Origin of the sequence: Microbacterium protaetiae, assembly GCF_004135285.1 — a bacterium.
GTDB lineage: Bacteria > Actinomycetota > Actinomycetes > Actinomycetales > Microbacteriaceae > Microbacterium > Microbacterium protaetiae.
Map to the genome: position 1 here is coordinate 3,586,413 of NZ_CP035494.1, position 18,394 is coordinate 3,604,806.

The window sequence follows — 18,394 nt, forward strand, 5'->3', positions numbered from 1 at the left end:
TGCAATTGGATCTTTGCGTTCGGCGACTAGGCTGGATTCCATGACGGATGCCTCGGCCAACCCCCTTCTGCTCCCCAGCCGCCTTCCCTACCAGCTGCCCGATTACGCGCACATTCGACCCGAGCACTATCTGCCGGCGTTCGAGCTCGCCTTCGAAGAGCATCTGCAAGAGGTCGCCGCCATCACTCGCGTGCGTTCCATGCCCACGTTCGAGAACACGATGGTGCCGCTGGAGACCAGCGGCCAGCTTCTGGGCGATGTCGCCCGGGCGTTCTACACCGTGTCGTCGTCCGATGCCACCGACGAGATTCAGGCCGTCGAAGAGAAGCTGGCACCGCTGATGGCGGCGCATGAAGATGCGATCCAGCTCGATGGGCAGCTCTACTGGCGCATCAAGACGCTGCACGACAAGCTCGACACGCTCGAGCTCGACGCCGAGCAGCGCTACCTCGTACAGCGCTGGTACCGCGAGATGACGCACGCGGGCGCAGGTCTCGACGACGACGCGAAGAAGCGCCTCACCGAGCTGAACACGCAACTGTCCACGCTCACGACGGCGTTCGACAAGAACCTGCTCGCCGACACGAACGAGCTCGCGGTCGTCTTCGACGACGCCTCCGAGCTGGCGGGCCTCAGCGACGGCGAGCTGTCCGCCGCATCGCAGGCAGCGACCGACCGCGGCCTGGATGGCAAGTACCTGGTTACCCTCGTGCTGCCCACCGGGCACCCGTACCTCTCGTCGCTGACCGATCATGGAGCGCGCGAGCGGATCATGGCGGCATCCCGTACCCGCGCCTCGCGCGGCAACGACCACGACAACCGCGAGACTCTTGTGCAGATCGTGCGTCTGCGGGCCGAGCGGGCACAGCTGCTCGGCTACGCCTCGCACGCGGCGTATGTCACCGCCGACGAGACCGCCGGCACTCCTGAAGCTGTGCACGATCTGCTGCGTCGCCTCGCGGTTCCCGCCGCCCGCAACGCGCACCACGAGCAAGCGGCGCTGCAGGCGTCGGCCGGCTCTGACATCACCGCGGCCGACTGGGCCTTCTATACCGAGAAGGTGCGTCAGGCCCAGTACGCAATCGACACCACAGCGCTGCGCCCGTGGTTCGAGGCCGAGCGCGTGCTGCGCGACGGCGTTTTCTACGCGGCCACGAAGCTCTACGGCATCACCTTCACCGAGCGCGACGACCTGCAGACGTACCACCCCGACGCGCGCGTGTTCGAAGTGCACAACGAAGACGGGTCGCCGCAGGGCCTGTACATCCTCGACCTGTACACGCGCGACACCAAGCGCGGCGGCGCCTGGATGAACTCGATCGTCGACCAGTCCGCCCTGCGCGGCACGAAGGCCGTCGTGGTCAACAACCTCAACGTGTCCAAGCCCGCGTCGGGTCCGACGTTGCTGAGCTTCGACGAGGTGAACACCCTTTTCCACGAGTTCGGTCACGCGCTGCACGGACTGTTCGCGACCGTCACGTTCCCGCACTTCGCCGGTACCGAGGTGTTCCGCGACTTCGTCGAGTTTCCCAGTCAGGTCAACGAGATGTGGATGCTGTGGCCCGAGGTGTTGGAGAACTACGCCAAGCACCTTGAGACCGGTGAGCCCCTGCCGGCCGATGTGGTCGAGAAGCTGCACGCGTCGGAATCGTTCAACCAGGGATTCGAGACGAGCGAATACCTGGCCGCCGCCTGGCTCGACCAGGCATGGCATTCGCTGAGTCGCGAGGCGGCCGCCGCCGATCTCGATGTCGCGGGGTTCGAGGCATCCGCACTGGCCGATATCGGTCTCGACAACCCCGCCGTGCCCACCCGGTACTCGTCGACGTACTTCCAGCACGTCTTCTCTGGCGGATACAGCGCCGGCTACTACTCCTACATCTGGAGCGAGGTGCTCGACGCCGACACCGTCGAGTGGTTCAAAGAGAACGGCGGCCTCACCCGTGCCAACGGCGACCGCTTCCGGCAGCGACTGCTCGGCGTGGGCGGGTCGAAGGACCCTCTTGAGGCCTACCGCGATTTCCGCGGCCGCGACGCCGACATCGCGCCGCTGCTCAAGCGCCGCGGGCTGGACGGCTGATGGCCGTGCCGCGTGCACATCGGCGGAGATCTGCAACGACACACCGTTCTGCGGCGACCATCAGCGGTCTGTCGGCTGGGATCTCCGTAGTTGTGCTCGGGAGAGGGCGGCGATGACGGTTCTCGACGCACGAAGTGAAGCGATCAGCGAAGTGTTCGATGCCAAAGCCCCTCACTACGACGAAGACCACATGCACCGTGGGCTCGCGCGGGCGGTGGCCGAGTTCGTCCACACCGCGGACGTCACCGACGTGCTGGATGTCGCAACCGGAACGGGCCTGGTCCTTCGCGCGCTGCAGGACGCAGGCCTGCAGTCTGGAATGATCGGTGTCGATGTGTCTGCACAGATGCTCGCGGTCGCACACGCCCACCTGCCCACCGCGACCCTGGCGCAAGGCGACGCCGCCGCGCTTCCCCTCGGTGCCGCATCCGTGGATCTGGTCACCTGCGTCACCGGGCTGCATCTGTTTCCCGATCCGCTCGCTGCCGCGCGAGAGTGGCGCAGAGTCCTCCGACCCGGGGGACGGATCGTTACCGCAACCTTCGCTGAGGGCGGGTTCCATCCGCGAAACGGAGCAGTGTTCGCCGTCGACCACGACTCGTTCCGTACACCCGAACTCCTCCGGCAGTTCGGCCAGACATTCGGCTTCACGGTCACACGCCACCGATTCTGGTCGGACAAGTCACCCCAGATGCTCATCACCGAACTGGCAGGACAGGAGGACGGCCATGACCACAGCTGACGACCAGATCGCGGCAATCCGCGCCTCGTTCGACGCCCGGGCACCGGAGTATGACGAGAACGCGATGCACCGGGCGCTCGCTGCATCGGTGGCGCGCTTCGCGCGCGTTCCCGATGAGGGCAGCGCCGTGGATGTCGCGACCGGCACGGGGCTGGTTGCACGAGCACTCGCTGCGTTGCACCTGGGAGTGACGATCTCGGGCGTGGACGTGTCCCCCGGCATGCTCTCCGTCGCGCGCAGCGCTCTGCCGTCGGCGGAGTGGATCGAGGCGGATGCCACGAGCCTGCCTGTTGCCGCGGCATCCATCGATCTGGTCACGTGCGTGACGGCGCTGCACCTGTTCGCCGAGCCAGCACGGGCTATCGCCGAGTGGGCGCGGGTGCTGCGGCCCGGCGGTCGTGTCGTCACCGCGACGTTCGTCAGCGGCGGCCATCACGGGCAGCACGCGGCCGAGCACCATCCTGCCGAAGTCCCCTACCCGCGCGATCACGCGTCATTCGCGACGCCCGACCGCCTGCAGTCGTTCTACACGCCCGTCGGTCTGCGCATTGAACGCGTCGCCACCTGGGTGCGCGCGGGCGACCGCATGCTCATCGCCGAGGCCGTACGGGTTTGACCCGTCCCGGCCAGTCCGCCCGTCAGTATCTGCAACTGCAGGCGACCGAGACACGTCAGAACCGACTGCCGAAGCCTGCCAGGCCAATTCGGCAGTCAGAATCTGCAATCGCGGTCGCGTCGAGCACGCAAGTACTGCCTGCTGAACCCGCGTGCGCCGCGCGATACCTCAAAGGTGAGCGCGCGCCTTGTACCAGGTGAGCTGGTTGTAGCTCTGCATCAGACGGTCACCCAGCCGCTCGACCGAAGCAAGCGCGACTTCGATGATCTCGCCTCCGTCGAGGTCCTGCGTACCGACGCAGCAACCCCGCACCAGAAAATGGTGCACGCGGTTCGTCTGGTTGCCCCAATTCGCCCATGTCTGTCCGAGGTCGACGACATCGTCACCTGCGTACCCGGTCTCTTCGCGCAGCTCGCGCACCGCGGCTTCCCGTGGTGACTCACCATCTTCAACGGCGCCGCTCACCAGACCGACTGACACAATACCCGCGCCGTGGTGGTACTCCTCGACGAGAATCGCCTCGCCGCCCACTGTCAACGCAAGCACAGACACCCATTCAGGCTGCTCAAGAACGTAATAGGGGCCGATATCCCGGCCCCGTGCGTCACGGCAGTCGTCGGCACGAAGCGTGATCCATCGGTCCGACCGAACGACCGCGCTCCGGATGACCTCCCACGGAGTGGGACGAACGCCGGATGCCACCGCTCAGGCGCTCTTCTTGCGCTTCTCGCGCAGCACGAGAGTCGGCGCGGCACCCTCGTCGACGGCGGCCCTGGTGACGACGACCTTGTCGACGTCTTCGGTCGACGGGATCTCGAACATGATCGGCCCGAGCACGTCTTCGAGAATCGCGCGCAACCCGCGCGCGCCGGTCTTGCGGGCCACCGCCAGGTCGGCGATCGCCTCGAGTGCTTCGTGCTCGAACTCCAGGTCGACGTCGTCGAGCTGGAACATGCGCTGGTACTGCTTGACCAAGGCGTTCTTCGGGGTGGTGAGAATCTCCATCAGCGCCTCACGGTCGAGCGGCTCGACCGAGGCGACCACGGGCAGGCGGCCGATGAACTCGGGAATCAGCCCGAACTTGTGCAGATCTTCGGTCTGCACCTCGCTGAACAGGTTGAGGTCTTCGTCTTTGCGGTGCAGCGAGGCGCCGAAGCCCACGCCATGCTTGCCCACCCGTGCGGAAATGATGTCTTCAAGGCCCGCGAACGCGCCCGCCACGATGAACAGCACGTTCGTCGTGTCGATCTGGATGAACTCCTGATGCGGATGCTTGCGCCCGCCCTGCGGCGGCACCGAGGCGACAGTTCCCTCGAGGATCTTCAGAAGCGCCTGCTGCACGCCCTCGCCGGAGACGTCACGGGTGATCGACGGGTTCTCTGCCTTGCGGGCGATCTTGTCGACCTCGTCGATGTAGATGATGCCGGTCTCGGCGCGCTTGGTGTCGAAGTCGGCCGCCTGCAGCAGCTTGAGCAGGATGTTCTCGACGTCTTCACCGACGTATCCCGCCTCGGTCAACGCCGTGGCATCCGCCACCGCGAACGGCACATTCAGCCGCTTCGCCAGCGTCTGCGCCAGATACGTCTTGCCGCAGCCGGTCGGGCCCAGCAGCAGAATGTTGCTCTTGGCGATCTCGACCTCATCGGCGCGCTGCTCGGCCGACTGGATCGTCGAGTGGGCGCGCACCCGCTTGTAGTGGTTGTACACGGCGACCGAGAGTGCTCGCTTCGCGTCATCCTGCCCCACGACGTATTCCTCGAGGAACGCGAAGATCTCGCGCGGCTTGGGCAGGTCGAACTCCGACACCGTTCCCTCGCCGGACTCGGCCATGCGCTCTTCGATGATCTCGTTGCACAACTCAACGCACTCGTCGCAGATGTACACGCCCGGACCCGCGATCAGCTGCTGGACCTGCTTCTGGCTCTTTCCACAGAAGGAGCACTTGAACAGGTCAGCACTTTCGCCGATGCGTGCCATGGGCACCTCCTCGTCCGCGGCGGGTGTCGGATTCCCGCACCCTTCGAGCCTAATCGCAGGCAACGACATCCGGGGGCATTGCGACACGCGGTGCGCCCACAGCGAAGGCCCCGCCGCTCGGGTGAGCTGCGGGGCCTTCGCTCGACGATGTCTATGCGCCGATGGCGTTCTGACCGCCGCGCTTGCGCGTGGTCAGCACCTGGTCGACCAGGCCGTACTCGACGGCTTCGGTCGCCGACAGGATCTTGTCGCGGTCGATGTCCTTGTTGACCTGCTCCTGCGTGCGCTTGGAGTGCTTCGACAGCGTCTCTTCCAGCCACGTGCGCATGCGCATGATCTCGTTGGCCTGGATCTCGATGTCGGATGCCTGCCCCTGCCCTGCCTCGCCGACGGCAGGCTGGTGGATGAGGATGCGGGCGTTCGGCAGCGCGAGCCGCTTACCCGGCGCGCCCGCAGCCAGCAGCACGGCCGCAGCCGAGGCTGCCTGACCGAGAACGACGGTCTGGATCTGCGGCGACACGTACTGCATGGTGTCGTAGATCGCCGTCATGGCCGTGAAAGAGCCGCCGGGCGAGTTGATGTACATGACGATGTCGCGGTCGGGGTCCTGGCTCTCCAGCACCAGCAGCTGCGCCATGACGTCATCGGCCGAGGCGTCGTCGACCTGCACACCGAGGAAGATCACCCGGTCTTCGAACAGCTTGTTGTACGGGTCCTGACGCTTGTAGCCGTAGGCGGTGCGCTCCTCGAACTGCGGAAGCACATACCGGCTGCCGGGCATCTGCAGACCGTGCGGCGCGAGCGCCTGCGGCGAGGTGGGAAGACCGAAGGCGGGGGTGTTCATGCGTTGCTCTCCTTCGCATCCGACTGCTTGGTGCCGCCGCCGCCGTGCACGCCCTCGGCGTGTTCGCGGATGTGATCGACGAAGCCGTACTCGAGCGCCTCGTCGGCGCTGAACCAGCGGTCGCGGTCACCGTCGGCGTTGATCTGCTCCACCGACTTGCCGGTCTGCGCCGCCGTGATCTCGGCCAACCGCTTCTTCATGTCGAGAATCAGCTGCGCCTGCGTCTGGATGTCGCTCGCTGTGCCGCCGAAGCCGCCGTGCGGCTGGTGCAGCAGCACCCGGGCGTTCGGGGTGATATAGCGCTTGCCCTTCGTGCCGCTGGTCAGCAGCAGCTGCCCCATCGAGGCGGCCATGCCGATGCCGACGGTGACGATGTCGTTGGGCACGAACTGCATGGTGTCGTAGATCGCCATGCCGGCTGTGATCGAGCCGCCCGGCGAGTTGATGTACAGATAGATGTCTTTTTCGGGGTCCTCTGCGGCGAGAAGAAGGATTTTCGCGCAGATCTCATTGGCGTTGTCGTCGCGCACCTCTGAGCCCAGCCAGATGATGCGGTCCTTCAGCAGCCTGTCGAAGACGCTCGTCGCGACAAGGGGTTCAGCCATTCCAGCTCCTGATTCGGTTGCGTTCTTCGAATCTACCGGCGCGCACCTCGCGACCTGCCGCTGTTCGCCGTGGGCAGAGCGGGTCACCGGGAATGCGAGAAGGGCGGATGCCGCAGCATCCGCCCTTCTCGCATGTTCCGAGTTACTCGGCGTCGGTCTTCTCGGCAGCCTTCTTCTTGGCCGGAGCCTTCTTGGCCGGCTTCTCGGCCGCCTCGGCCTCGTCGGTCTTCTTGGCAGGAGCCTTCTTCGCGGCCGGCTTCTTGGCGGGGGCCTTCTTGGCCGGCTTCTCGTCGGCGGGTGCCTCAGCGGGCGTCTCCGCGGTCTCGTCGGCTGCGGCATCCCCCGCTTCGTCCTCGGTGGCGATGAATCCGGTCAGGTCGACCGCCTTGCCATTGCTGTCGACGACGGTGACCTTGCCGAGGGCCACGGCCAACGCCTTGTTGCGGGCGACCTCACCGACGAGAACGGGCAGCTGGCCGTTCTGCTGAAGGACCTCGACGAACTCCTGCGGCGCAATGCCGTACTGCGCGGCCGACTGCACGATGTACTGGGTCAGCTCGTCCTGCGAGACCTGCACGTCGTGCTGCTCGACGATCTTGTCAAGCAGCACCTGGGTGCGGAACTGCTTCTCGCTGGCCTCGGTCACCTCGGCGCGGTGCTCGTCGTCTTCGAGACGGCCTTCCTGCTCGAGGTGCTCGTGCACCTGGTCGGCAACCAGCTGCTCGGGCACGGGAATGTCGACCTTGGCCAGCAGCTCTTCGACGAGCTTGTCGCGGGCAGCCGAGCCCTGGGTGAACACCGACTGCTGCTGCACGCGCTCGACGAGCGACTCGCGCAGCTCGGCGATCGTGTCGAACTCGCTCGCGATCTGGGCGAAGTCGTCATCTGCCTCGGGAAGCTCGCGCTCCTTGACGCTCTTGACCGTCACTGCCACCTCGGCCTCTTCTCCGGCGCGGTCGCCGCCGATGAGGGTCGAGCGGAATGTGGTGTCTTCACCTGCGGTGAGCGAATCGATCGCCTCGTCGATGCCCTCGAGCAGCTCGCCCGAGCCGACCTCGTACGACACGCTCTCGGCGCGGTCGACCTCGGTACCGTCGATCGTGGCGACCAGGTCGAGTTCGACGAAGTCACCGGTCTTGGCCGGGCGGTCGACGGTCACGAGGGTGCCGAAGCGGCCGCGCAGGCGGTCGAGCTCTTCGTCGACGGCGGCGTCGTCGGTCTCGGCGGCGTCGACCGTGATCGTGGTGCCCGCGTAGTCGGGCAGCTCGACATCGGGGCGCACGTCGACCTCGATCTCGACCTTGAGGTCGCCGGAGAAGTCCTTCTCGTTCGGCCACTCGATGATCTCGGCGCTCGGCCGGCCGACGATGCGCACCTCGTGCGCAGTCACCGCCTCGCGGTAGAAGCCGTCGAGGCCCTCGTTGACAGCGTGCTCGATGACCGCGCCGCGGCCGACACGCTGGTCGATGATCGGTGCCGGCACCTTGCCCTTGCGGAAGCCCGGAACCTGGACGTCCTGGGCGATGTGCTCGTACGCGTGGGTGATGCTGGGCCCCAGCTCGTCGGGCGTGACGCTGATGTGCAGCTTCACGCGGGTCGGGCTGAGCTTCTCGACGGTGCTCGTGACCATGCCTGTTCGTTCTCCTCTGGTTTCCGCGGCTTGGCGCGCGCGGCGCAGTGCGGGGGTCTAGGGGCCGTGACGTCGGGGCGACAGGATTTGAACCTGCGGCCTCCCGCTCCCAAAGCGGGCGCTCTACCAAGCTGAGCTACGCCCCGGGGCGCATGGCGCCGAAACGGCCTGGAAAAGTCTAGCCGACCTGGATGTGAACGCCGTGCGGGTCAGTTTCGGCCCTCTCGGCCGCGCCATTTGCCGTCCCATTGTGCCGGTTGCGCGCCGGGATGCGACGGAATGGGCCGGCTCCTGGAGCCGGCGCCGGGGCGCGCTGTGCCATTGTGTCGCTTGCGTTCTCGTGAAGCGACAGAATGGGCCGGGTCTTGGAGGCGACACCGGGCGCGCCGTCCCGTTGTGTCGCTTGCCCACCGGGATGCGACCGAATGAGCCGGGTCTTGGAGGCGGCGCCGGGCGGACGTGCCGTGACAAGGCACCCGTTCGCGTCCGGTAGAGTGACATCGGCGCTTCGCGCGCCACGCGGGGATGTAGCTCAATGGTAGAGCCTCAGTCTTCCAAACTGATTACGCGGGTTCGATTCCCGTCATCCCCTCCACGAACTTATCGGGCGCCGCTGCGAGCCCACATCAATCCGCCCAGACCACATGAGTTTTCCGGAAATTTGATGTGGTGCGGGAAATTCCATATGGAATTGCCGCGCGCCGGACGCCACGCGCCGCGCGCCGCGCGGCGCCGCGCGCCGCGATTCACGCTCAGGCCGAGGCCGCATCGCGGTGTGCGGGCAGGTGTTCCTCACGGTACACACGGGCATTGCGCACGAGGCCGGCCTTCTCCTCCTCGGTGAGCTCGCGCCGCACCTTGGCGGGCACCCCGGCCACCAGCGACCCCGCCGGGATGTCGGCGTTCTCGAGCACGACGGCTCCCCCGGCCACCAGACAGCCCACCCCGATCGTCGCCCCGTTGAGCACGACGGCGCCCATTCCGATCAGCGACCCGTCGCCGATCGTGCAGCCGTGCACGACGGCGTTGTGACCCACCGAAACGTCCCGACCCACGACGACGGGAGACCCCTTGTCGACGTGCACCGAGACGTTGTCCTGCAGATTGCTGCCGGCACCGATCGTGATCGCGTCGCCATCGGCCCGCAGCACCGCGTTGTACCAGACGCTGACCCCCTCATGCAGGCGCACCGCACCGATCACGCGAGCGCCCGATGCGACGAACGCGCGCTCGTCGATCTCGGGGGCGGTGCCGTTCACGGACAGGATGCTGGCTTCAGCGGCGATCGTCATGATCCGACTCTACGACCCGTCGACAAACGCCAGGTAAGCCCAGCCTTTGCTTGCTTGCGGAATGCGCCGAGCTGGGTAGCGTTGTACCCAGATGAGGTAGCCATACCAAAACGGAGGCCATGACATGCCCACTACGAAGACCACTCCCGTCGCAGCCGTCGATCCCACTGTCGCCGCCGGTTCCGCACAGTTCCTGACCCCGGTCGTTCACGGCCTGCAGGCACTCGCAGTGAACGGCAAGCAGGCGCACTGGAACGTGCGCGGCACGAACTTCATCTCGATCCACGAGCTGCTCGACACCGTCGTGGCGCACGCGCAGGGATGGGCCGACGACGCCGCAGAGCGGGTCGTCGCGCTGGGACTGCCGATCGACGCTCGTTTGAACACCGTCGCCGAGAAGGTCGACGCCACAGGAGTGGACGCCGGCTTCTCGCAGTGGCAAGACACCGTCCGCGCCGTGATCGCCGACATCGACCGGGTGGGTGCCGACGTGCAGGCCGCCATCGACGGCCTCGACGAGATCGACCTCACCAGCCAGGACATCGCGATCGCCATCAAGGAGGGGCTCGACAAGGACCGCTGGTTCCTTGTCGCCCACCTCGCCGAGTGATCGGCACGCAACGATGACGAAGCCCCCGGAGATTCTCCGGGGGCTTCGTGCATCACGCCTGGCAGCGCGGACACCAGTACAGCTTGCGCGCGGCGGCTTCTTCCATCACTATCGCCGTGCCGCACACGCGGCACGGCAGCCCCGTGCGGTGGTACACCCAATGCCGGTCATCACGGCTGGCCAACGCCTTGCGATACTCCTCGGGGCCCAGGCCGTCCATCGTCATCATCTGACCGGTCTCCACCCCGACCCGCAGCAGTCCGGCCCAATCACGCCACAGCCCCCGAACGACCTCTTCGGGCACGTCCTTTCCCGGGGTGTGCGGGTTCAGCCGTGCGCGGAACAGCAGCTCGGCACGATAGACGTTGCCGATGCCGCTGACCACCGACTGATCCATCAGCAGCAGCCCGATCGGCGTGCGCTTGCGCCGCACCGCCGCAGTGAAGCGCTCCTCACCTTCGGCGGGGTCGCCCACGAGCGGGTCGGGCCCCAGCTTCGCAAGCGTGCCCAGCATCTCGTCTGGGGTCTGTACCTCGCACGCCGTCGGGCCGCGCAGGTCGGCGCACGTGATCTCGGTGAGCAGCCGCAAGCGCACCTGGCCCACCACCGGCGGCGGCCACTCCGGGCCCTCATCGGCAAGTCCCCGGGTCTGCTCCGACATGCGCACATGCACACGGGAGCGCCTCGGCGCACCGATCGACGTCAGCGAATTCTCGCCCGCGGCATCCCACACCGGTTCGTCGTCAAGCACGGTCCCGCGCTGGTTCGTCTGGCCCATGCGACCGTTGGCCGAGGCGATCGTCGGATCGGTGAAGATCTCACCGGCGAAATCCCACGCGCCGTACAGGCCCAGGTGCACCCGCAGCCACAGCTCGCCGTCGAACTCGACGAACATCTGCTTGCCGACCGCCTGCGCCGTCAACGCCTCGCGCCCGTTCAGCAGTGCCGCACCCTCGGCGAAACGGCCTTGGGGGCTGGATGCCGCCACCGGGCGGCCCACGAAGTTGCGAGCGAACTGACGGGCGATCCGATGGACGGAGTGTCCCTCGGGCATCAGCGAGCGGCGCGCGGGTCGGGCGCGAGGGTGCCGTCTTCCTCAAAGGCCCGCACCTGCGCGATGCGGCGCGCGTGCCGCTCTTCGCCCGAGAAGGGCGTGGCGATGAAGCGGTCGATGAAGGAGGCAGCCTCTTCGAAGGTGTGCTGACGCGCACCGATGGCGATCACGTTGGCGTCGTTGTGCTCACGGGCGAGCTCGGCGGTGGCCATGTTCCACACGAGTGCGGCACGGATGCCCTCGACCTTGTTCGCCGAGATCTGCTCTCCATTGCCGGAGCCGCCGAAGACCACACCCAGTGCCTCGACCCCCGCTTCCTGGTCGCGCACCACGGCCTGTGCAGCCCGGATGCAGAAAGCCGGATAGTCATCGAGCGCGTCATATTCGAGCGGCCCGTGATCGACGACCTCGTGGCCCTGGTCGCCCAGGTGATGCTGCAGACGGGTGGAGAATTCGAGGCCGGCGTGATCGGTCGCGATGTGGATGCGCATGTTTCCAATCCTAGAGAGGATGCCGCCGCCCACGGCTCTTCGTCCCGGCGGCACCGCTGACGTAGGCTGGGTGGGTTGCCGTCGCCGCCAGCAGCGACGTCGGTCCCCCCATCGCCCACAACACGGGAGCATCGCAGTGCCTGGAGAGAACCTCACCCGCATCGAGGCGCAGGAGCGCCGTGCCGTCGTCGACACTCAGGAGTACGACGTCGTCCTCGACCTGAACCGCGGCCCCGAGGTGTTCCGCTCGACGACCACGGTGCGTTTCACAGCGACCGAGGGCGCCTCGACGTTCATCGATCTGATCGCCCGCGAGGTGCACACCGTCACACTCAACGGCCGATCCCTCGACCCCGCCCGCGTCTACGCCGACTCCCGCATCGCACTCGATGGGCTGGCAACGCACAACGAGCTGGTCGTCGACGCCGACTGCCTGTACACGAACACCGGTGAGGGACTGCACCGCTTCGTCGACCCCGTCGACGGCGAGGTCTACCTGTACTCCCAGTTCGAGGTACCCGACTCCCGCCGCATGTACACGGTGTTCGAACAGCCCGATCTGAAGGCCGGCTTCCAGTTCACGATCACCGCTCCGGCTGCGTGGAAGGTCGTCTCCAACTCCCCCACACCGCAGCCGGTCCCGGCCGGCGAGGGCGTCGCGACCTGGACGTTCGAGCGCACGCCGCGCATCTCGTCATACATCACGGCGCTGATCGCCGGGCCTTACGAGTCGACGTTCTCGGAACTGACCAGTGCATCGGGCCGCGTCATCCCCCTCGGCGTGTACGCCCGCAAGAGCCTGTGGCAGGACATGGACGCCGACTACATCTTCGACAAGACCCGCGAGGGCTTCGCGTACTACGAGTCGAAGTTCGGCGTGCCGTACCCGTTCGCCAAATACGATCAGCTGTTCGTTCCCGAGTTCAATGCGGGCGCCATGGAGAACGCCGGGGCCGTCACCTTCACCGAGACTTATGTGTTCCGCAGCAAGGTGACCGACGCGGTCAAGGAGCGCCGTGTCGTGACGATTCTGCACGAACTCGCACACATGTGGTTCGGCGACCTCGTCACGATGAAGTGGTGGAACGACCTGTGGCTCAATGAGTCGTTCGCCGAGTGGGCCTCGACGATCGCCACCGCCGAGGCCACCGAGTGGACCCAGGCATGGACCACGTTCAACGCCATGGAGAAGAGCTGGGCGTACCGGCAAGACCAGCTGCCGTCGACGCATCCCGTCGTCGCCACGATCAACGACCTCGAAGACGTGCAGGTCAACTTCGACGGCATCACCTACGCCAAGGGCGGCTCGGTGCTCAAGCAGCTGACCGCCTGGGTCGGCATCGACGCGTTCTTCTCGGGCGTATCGGCGTACTTCGCCAAGCACAGCTGGGGCAACACCGAGCTGGCCGACCTGCTCGCCGAACTCGAGGTGACCAGCGGCCGCGACCTGTCGGCCTGGTCGAAGAAGTGGCTCGAGACCGCCGGCGTCAACACGCTGTCGCCTCTCATCGAGGATGACGCTGACGGCGTGATCACCCGGTTCGCCGTCGTGCAGACCGCCCCGGCCGACTACCCGACGATCCGCCCGCACCGCCTGGGCATCGGCTTCTACAACCTCGACGGCGACGCGCTCGTGCGTGTACACCACATCGAGCTCGACGTGGACGGCGACCGCACCGACGTTCCCGACCTCAAGGGCCTGAAGCGTCCCGATCTGGTGTTGCTCAACGATGACGACCTCGCCTACGCGAAGATCCGCCTCGACGACAGGTCGCTGGCCACCGCCGTCGCCCACCTCGACAAGATCAGCGATCCGCTCGCGCGCTCACTGGTGTGGGGTGCCGCGTGGGACCAGACGCGTGACGCCGAGGCATCCCCCAGCGACTATGTCGACCTGGTGCTGGGCAACATCGGCGCCGAGACCGAGTCGACGACGATCCGCACCACGCTGGGGCAGCTGCTGCTGGCCGCCAACGCCTACGTGGCCCCGGCGCACCGCGACGCGACCCGGGTGCGTGTCGCCGATGGACTGTGGGACCTGGCCCGGTCCGCCGCGCCCGGCAGTGACAGTCAGCTGCAGCTGACCACGTCGTTCGCTGCTGCTGCGGCCAACGATGCGCAATGGGAGCAGGTGCGCAGCATCCGTGACGGCAAGACCGCGCTCGAAGGCTTGACGATCGACACCGACCTCTCGTGGCAGCTGCTGATCTCGCTGGCCGCCGGCGGCAAGGTCGGCGCCGCCGACATCGACGCCGCGCTGGCAGCCGACAACACCGCCAAGGGCTCGGAACTGGCCGCCCAGGCTCGCGCCGCACTGCCGACGCCGGCCGACAAACAGGCGGCATGGGACAGCCTGGTCGCCAGCGACGACCTGCCCAACACGGTGGTGCGCTCGGCCGCCCTCGGCTTCGTGAACCCCGCCGGCGCGTCGTTGCTCGAACCGTTCGTCGCGCAGTACTTCGACATGCTGCTGCCGGTGTGGAACTCGCGCACCTACCAGATCGCCAGTTATCTCATCACCGGACTGTACCCGGCGCCGCTGGCCGACATCGCGCTGCGCGACGCCACGCGTGCGTGGTTGAGCGAGAACGCCGAGGCGCCCGCGGCGCTGCGCCGGATCGTCGCCGAGAACCTCGCCGGCGTCGAGCGCGCACTGTCGGTGCAGGCGCGCGACGCGCAGGACTGACACCGCGGTCATCGCTTTCGTCCCGTGGTACCGCCCCGATCGGTACCACGGGACGATGTGCACATCAGCGCCGGACCGATAGCGTCGAGGCATGATCACAGCAGAAGGTCTCACGAAAAGATTCGGGGACAAAACCGCGGTCGACGACGTGTCGTTCACCGTGCAGTCCGGCAAGGTCACCGGGTTTCTCGGCCCGAACGGCGCCGGCAAGTCCACGACGATGCGCATGATCGTCGGACTCGACCGGCCGACCGCCGGCAGTGTGACCGTCAACGGATCGCACTACGCCTCGATGCGCGCGCCCCTGCGCGAGGTGGGCGTGCTCCTGGATGCCAAGGCGGTGCACACCGGTCGCACCGCACGTAATCACCTGCGCGCTATGGCCGCCACGCACGGCATCGACTCCCACCGCGTCGACGAGGTCATCGAGCTCACCGGGATCGGCTCTGTCGCCCGCAAGCGCGCCGGCAAGTTCTCACTGGGAATGGGGCAGCGCCTGGGCATCGCCGCCGCGCTGTTGGGCGATCCTCAGACGCTGATCCTCGACGAGCCGGTGAACGGTCTCGACCCCGAGGGCGTGCGCTGGGTGCGTCAGTTCGTGCGGCACGTCGCCGGCGAGGGACGAACGGTGCTGCTCTCCAGCCACCTGATGAGTGAAATGGCCCAGACCGCCGACCACGTCATCGTTCTGGGCCGCGGCAAGGTGCTCGCCGACGCGCCGCTCGATGAGATCGTCAGGTCGTGGACCACATCCACGGCGCGGGTGCGAAGCCCTCGCCTGGCCGAACTCGTCACTCTGCTGTCGGCTCCGCAGGTGACGATCACCTCGACGGGACCGGGAACCGCCGACATCACCGGCGTGACCCCCGATCGAATCGGCGATCTGGCCGCGGCCCACGGCATCGCCCTGCACGAACTGACGCCGACGACCGGTTCGCTCGAGGACGCCTATCTCGCCCTGACCGAGCAGTCCGTGGAGTACGCGACGAAGGAGATAGCATGACCACCGTCACCGCCCCCGCCCCCGCACGTGCGCGCATCAACGACGGCGTACACCTCACGTTCGGCCGGGTCCTGCGCAGCGAGGCGATAAAGCTGCTGACGCTGCGCTCGACCTGGTGGTCGATCATCGTCGTGGCCATACTGTCTCTGGGGCTGGCGGCCATCGTGGCCGCGTCGATGAACTCATTCATGGACCCGTCGGCCAGGACCGCCGACGACCTGGCACGTTCGGTCGCCTCGGCAGTACTGGCGCCGATCCAGTTCACGATGCTCCTGGCCGGCGCCCTCGGGGCCATCGCCGTGACCGGCGAGTACTCGACCGGCATGATCCACTCGACCCTGGCGGCCGAGCCGCGACGCGGCGTGGTGCTGGCGGCCAAGGCGATCGTCGTCGCCGTGCTGCTGGCCGTTCTGAGCCTGGTCGTGTTCGCCCTGTCGACGATCCCTGTCGCCGCGATCTTGGACACGACTCCGTTCTCGGCAGCCGACCCGGGCATGGTGGTGCTGCCGATCCTCTACGGCAGTCTGGCCATGGCGGTGTTCGCGATCATCGGACTCTCGTTCGGCTTCATCCTGCGCAGCGGGCCAGGCGCCATCGCCGCAACCGTCGGGCTGCTGTTCGTGCTGCCGATCATCGGCTCCATCTTCCCGTCCGAGGGCGCCTGGAGCTGGCTGCACGACGCCGCGCAGTATCTTCCGATGTTCGCCGCGCAAGTGGTGACCAGTCCGCCGGCCGAGATCGGCATGAGCATCCCCATCGCGCTGTTGACACTGGGCTGCTGGGTCGTTGCGGGGCTGTTGAGCGGGTGGGCGGTGCTGCGCTCGCGTGACGCGTGACAAACCACGCCAGATGGCGATGCCGCCAGTGGGGGATCCCAGCTCTCGCGTCCCCGATGACACGGAGCTGAGATTGCCCCGCCCACCGGGGGTGATCCGGCGGTACTGGGCGCGGCACACACTGTTCGCCGACATCCTCATCGCGCTGGCGTGTGTGTTCTTCTCGCTCGGTGCCGCCGGCCTCGGCGCCTCCCGCGCCGGCGCAGCCACCGGTCCCACCTGGGCCTTCTCGCTCGTCATCCTCGTCCTGGCGCTGGCGGCGTGTACGGCGGTGCTGTTCCGCCGACGTCTGCCGCTTCTGCCGTTCATTCTCGCCACCGCCTTGCAGGCGACGAGCGTGGCGGTGCCGCACGGCGCCGCGGTGGCGCCCCTCGTGGTGAGCACGTACGCCCTCGCGGTCTACGGTTCGAACCGACTGTGCGCGCTGGCTGCGACGGCGACCACGGTCTTGGTGTCGCTGCTGAGCATCGGGGTGCTGGGGGCGACGCATCCCGAGATCGCACTGTCTGCGACGGCGAACACGTTCTTCAACACTGCCCTCTGCGTCGTCCTCGGCGCGCTGGTGGGAGTGAACGTGGGCAACCGCAAGCGTTACCTCGCCGCGGTGATCGAGCGCTCTCGCCGACTTCTGGTGGAGCGCGACCAGCAGGCGGAGCTGGCCGCCGCCGCCGAGCGGGAACGCATCGCCCGGGAGATGCACGACATCGTGTCGCACTCGCTCACCGTGATCGTCGCGCTTTCCGAGGGGGCCAACGCGACGAATGACCCCGCCCGTGCGCGGGAAGCGATGGCTGCAGCCACCACCACCGCACGCACAGCACTGGCCGATATGCGTGCAATGCTCGGTATTCTGCGCTCAGAGGACCCCGCCGCGCCCCTCGTTCCCGAGGTCACTCCCGGCGCCCTGGTGGCCGCCGCCCAGCGTGCCGGGTTCCCCGTCACGCTCACGACCACCGGCGCACCCGTGCGCGAGCCGGCCGCACGCTACGCGGTCGGGCGCATCGTCCAAGAAGGCCTGACCAACGCCATGCGCCACGCCCCCGGTGCCCACAGCATCAGCGTTCGCATCGATGCCGGGCTTGAGCGGGTTCGTGTGCAGGTGGACAACGACGGCGCGACCGGTGCCGCCGACACCGGCGGCTTCGGCATCCGTGGCCTCCACGAACGCGCCCGACACCTCGGCGGTACCGTCGAATCAGGTCCGCACGGCAGAGACGGCTGGCGGCTGCGAGCCGACCTGCCCCTGAGCGAACACGATGAGGAGAAGCCATGACCGAGCGCATCCGGGTGCTGCTGGTCGACGATCAAGAGCTCATCCGCTTCGGCTACCGTCTGGTGCTCGAGGCTGAGCCCGACATCGAGGTGGTGGGCGAGGCCGCCGACGGTCAGGCCGCCGTCGAGGGTGCCGCGAGGTTGCGCCCGGACGTGGTGGTCATGGACGTGCGGATGCCGCGGATGGACGGCATCGCGGCCACGGCCCGCATCGTCGACATCGTGCCGAGCGCCCGGGTGCTCGTCGTGACCACTTTCGACCTCGACGAGTACACCTTCGGCGCTCTCCAGGCGGGGGCCAGCGGGTTCCTCCTGAAAGACGCGACGCGCGAGCAGCTGACCTCTGCCGTGCGCAGCGTGCATCGCGGTGACGCGATCCTCGCCCCGCGCGCGACACGGCTGCTCATCGAGGCGTACACCAGCCCGGCTTCCAGCGCGACACCGCAGCCGCCGGCAGGCCTCACCGACCGGGAGCAGGACGTGTTCGTCGCGATAGGCCGCGGATTGACCAACGCCGAGATCGCCGAGACGCTGTTCCTCAGCGAGTCCACCGTGAAGACGCACGTGGGGCGGGTACTGGCCAAACTCGGCGCCCGCGACCGCGTGCACCTGGTCATCCTCGCCCACCGCATGCGGCTCGTGCAGTGATGCTGCAC

The 18,394-nt window shown here is 67.4% G+C and carries 17 protein-coding genes and 2 tRNA genes; 10 read left to right on the plus strand and 9 right to left on the minus strand.

Annotated features, from left to right (window positions below; all coding sequences use genetic code 11):
• The first annotated feature begins 40 nt into the window (after window positions 1–40).
• From ET475_RS16720 to ET475_RS16730, 3 genes are all read left to right on the plus strand, one after another.
• Window positions 41–2,080 carry a M3 family metallopeptidase gene (locus tag ET475_RS16720; RefSeq protein WP_129392899.1) on the plus strand — a complete coding sequence of 680 codons (2,040 nt, stop codon included), beginning with the start codon at window positions 41–43 and terminating at the stop codon, window positions 2,078–2,080.
• A gap of 112 nt (window positions 2,081–2,192) precedes the next feature.
• Window positions 2,193–2,822, plus strand: coding sequence for a class I SAM-dependent methyltransferase (locus ET475_RS16725; protein WP_129392902.1), 630 nt, complete (start codon window positions 2,193–2,195; stop codon window positions 2,820–2,822).
• Window positions 2,809–3,438, plus strand: coding sequence for a class I SAM-dependent methyltransferase (locus ET475_RS16730; RefSeq protein ID WP_129392905.1), 630 nt, complete (start codon window positions 2,809–2,811; stop codon window positions 3,436–3,438). Before ET475_RS16725 ends, ET475_RS16730 begins: the two co-directional genes overlap by 14 nt.
• A gap of 168 nt (window positions 3,439–3,606) precedes the next feature.
• Here ET475_RS16730 and ET475_RS16735 read toward each other — a convergent pair whose 3' ends face one another.
• From ET475_RS16735 to ET475_RS16760, 6 genes are all read right to left on the minus strand, one after another.
• Complete coding sequence (locus ET475_RS16735) at window positions 3,607–3,990, minus strand: NUDIX hydrolase (RefSeq protein WP_165310974.1); 384 nt, start codon at window positions 3,988–3,990, stop codon at window positions 3,607–3,609.
• Between the two features lie 153 nt (window positions 3,991–4,143).
• Complete coding sequence (gene clpX, locus ET475_RS16740; RefSeq protein WP_129392911.1) at window positions 4,144–5,415, minus strand: ATP-dependent Clp protease ATP-binding subunit ClpX; 1,272 nt, start codon at window positions 5,413–5,415, stop codon at window positions 4,144–4,146.
• A gap of 151 nt (window positions 5,416–5,566) precedes the next feature.
• The gene (locus ET475_RS16745; RefSeq protein WP_129392914.1) at window positions 5,567–6,259 is read right to left on the minus strand and encodes an ATP-dependent Clp protease proteolytic subunit; all 693 of its coding nucleotides are present in this window, start codon (window positions 6,257–6,259) and stop codon (window positions 5,567–5,569) included.
• On the minus strand, window positions 6,256–6,864 hold the full coding sequence (locus tag ET475_RS16750) for an ATP-dependent Clp protease proteolytic subunit (RefSeq protein ID WP_129392917.1): 609 nt from the start codon (window positions 6,862–6,864) through the stop codon (window positions 6,256–6,258). The genes ET475_RS16745 and ET475_RS16750 overlap by 4 nt, the downstream gene beginning before the upstream one ends.
• 142 nt (window positions 6,865–7,006) lie before the next feature.
• Entirely contained in the window at window positions 7,007–8,494 is a 1,488-nt protein-coding gene (tig, locus tag ET475_RS16755) for a trigger factor (RefSeq protein WP_129392920.1), read from the minus strand.
• A gap of 72 nt (window positions 8,495–8,566) precedes the next feature.
• A tRNA-Pro gene (locus ET475_RS16760) sits at window positions 8,567–8,640 on the minus strand.
• Window positions 8,641–9,015: 375 nt separating this feature from the next.
• On the opposite strand from ET475_RS16760, the gene ET475_RS16765 reads away from it, so the two are divergent.
• Window positions 9,016–9,089 (plus strand) — tRNA-Gly (locus ET475_RS16765).
• A gap of 157 nt (window positions 9,090–9,246) precedes the next feature.
• Here ET475_RS16765 and ET475_RS16770 read toward each other — a convergent pair.
• Window positions 9,247–9,786 (minus strand): gamma carbonic anhydrase family protein, encoded by a 540-nt coding sequence (locus ET475_RS16770; RefSeq protein WP_129392923.1) that lies wholly within the window; start codon window positions 9,784–9,786, stop codon window positions 9,247–9,249.
• 124 nt (window positions 9,787–9,910) lie between these two features.
• On the opposite strand from ET475_RS16770, the gene ET475_RS16775 reads away from it, so the two are divergent.
• The gene (locus ET475_RS16775) at window positions 9,911–10,396 is read left to right on the plus strand and encodes a Dps family protein (RefSeq protein ID WP_129392926.1); all 486 of its coding nucleotides are present in this window, start codon (window positions 9,911–9,913) and stop codon (window positions 10,394–10,396) included.
• 52 nt (window positions 10,397–10,448) lie between these two features.
• Here ET475_RS16775 and ET475_RS16780 read toward each other — a convergent pair whose 3' ends face one another.
• Both ET475_RS16780 and ET475_RS16785 read right to left on the minus strand, forming a co-directional pair.
• On the minus strand, window positions 10,449–11,450 hold the full coding sequence (locus ET475_RS16780) for an Fpg/Nei family DNA glycosylase (RefSeq protein WP_129392929.1): 1,002 nt from the start codon (window positions 11,448–11,450) through the stop codon (window positions 10,449–10,451).
• A complete protein-coding gene (locus ET475_RS16785; protein ID WP_129392932.1) occupies window positions 11,450–11,941 on the minus strand; it encodes a ribose-5-phosphate isomerase in 492 nt (163 codons plus the stop codon). The genes ET475_RS16780 and ET475_RS16785 overlap by 1 nt, the downstream gene beginning before the upstream one ends.
• Window positions 11,942–12,077: 136 nt before the next feature.
• On the opposite strand from ET475_RS16785, the gene pepN reads away from it, so the two are divergent.
• The 5 genes from pepN to ET475_RS16810 all read left to right on the plus strand — a co-directional run bounded on the left by pepN (window position 12,078) and on the right by ET475_RS16810 (window position 18,386).
• On the plus strand, window positions 12,078–14,627 hold the full coding sequence (gene pepN, locus ET475_RS16790; protein WP_129392935.1) for an aminopeptidase N: 2,550 nt from the start codon (window positions 12,078–12,080) through the stop codon (window positions 14,625–14,627).
• Window positions 14,628–14,718: 91 nt separating this feature from the next.
• On the plus strand, window positions 14,719–15,630 hold the full coding sequence (locus ET475_RS16795) for an ABC transporter ATP-binding protein (protein WP_129392938.1): 912 nt from the start codon (window positions 14,719–14,721) through the stop codon (window positions 15,628–15,630).
• Complete coding sequence (locus tag ET475_RS16800) at window positions 15,627–16,466, plus strand: ABC transporter permease subunit (RefSeq protein WP_129392941.1); 840 nt, start codon at window positions 15,627–15,629, stop codon at window positions 16,464–16,466. Before ET475_RS16795 ends, ET475_RS16800 begins: the two co-directional genes overlap by 4 nt.
• A gap of 73 nt (window positions 16,467–16,539) precedes the next feature.
• Entirely contained in the window at window positions 16,540–17,739 is a 1,200-nt protein-coding gene (locus ET475_RS16805) for a sensor histidine kinase (RefSeq protein WP_242497684.1), read from the plus strand.
• Complete coding sequence (locus ET475_RS16810; protein WP_129392944.1) at window positions 17,736–18,386, plus strand: response regulator; 651 nt, start codon at window positions 17,736–17,738, stop codon at window positions 18,384–18,386. The genes ET475_RS16805 and ET475_RS16810 overlap by 4 nt, the downstream gene beginning before the upstream one ends.
• Window positions 18,387–18,394: the final 8 nt, after the last annotated feature.

Bases quoted from the DNA above. Each gene is read 5' to 3' on its own strand.
- ET475_RS16720 (WP_129392899.1), top strand. From the start codon at position 41: ATGACGGATGCCTCGGCCAACCCCCTTCTGCTCCCCAGCCGCCTTCCC.
- ET475_RS16725 (WP_129392902.1), top strand. From the start codon at position 2,193: ATGACGGTTCTCGACGCACGAAGTGAAGCGATCAGCGAAGTGTTCGAT.
- ET475_RS16730 (WP_129392905.1), top strand. From the start codon at position 2,809: ATGACCACAGCTGACGACCAGATCGCGGCAATCCGCGCCTCGTTCGAC.
- clpX (WP_129392911.1), bottom strand. From the start codon at position 5,415: ATGGCACGCATCGGCGAAAGTGCTGACCTGTTCAAGTGCTCCTTCTGT.
- ET475_RS16745 (WP_129392914.1), bottom strand. From the start codon at position 6,259: ATGAACACCCCCGCCTTCGGTCTTCCCACCTCGCCGCAGGCGCTCGCG.
- ET475_RS16750 (WP_129392917.1), bottom strand. From the start codon at position 6,864: ATGGCTGAACCCCTTGTCGCGACGAGCGTCTTCGACAGGCTGCTGAAG.
- tig (WP_129392920.1), bottom strand. From the start codon at position 8,494: ATGGTCACGAGCACCGTCGAGAAGCTCAGCCCGACCCGCGTGAAGCTG.
- ET475_RS16770 (WP_129392923.1), bottom strand. From the start codon at position 9,786: ATGACGATCGCCGCTGAAGCCAGCATCCTGTCCGTGAACGGCACCGCC.
- ET475_RS16775 (WP_129392926.1), top strand. From the start codon at position 9,911: ATGCCCACTACGAAGACCACTCCCGTCGCAGCCGTCGATCCCACTGTC.
- ET475_RS16780 (WP_129392929.1), bottom strand. From the start codon at position 11,450: ATGCCCGAGGGACACTCCGTCCATCGGATCGCCCGTCAGTTCGCTCGC.
- ET475_RS16785 (WP_129392932.1), bottom strand. From the start codon at position 11,941: ATGCGCATCCACATCGCGACCGATCACGCCGGCCTCGAATTCTCCACC.
- ET475_RS16795 (WP_129392938.1), top strand. From the start codon at position 14,719: ATGATCACAGCAGAAGGTCTCACGAAAAGATTCGGGGACAAAACCGCG.
- ET475_RS16800 (WP_129392941.1), top strand. From the start codon at position 15,627: ATGACCACCGTCACCGCCCCCGCCCCCGCACGTGCGCGCATCAACGAC.
- ET475_RS16810 (WP_129392944.1), top strand. From the start codon at position 17,736: ATGACCGAGCGCATCCGGGTGCTGCTGGTCGACGATCAAGAGCTCATC.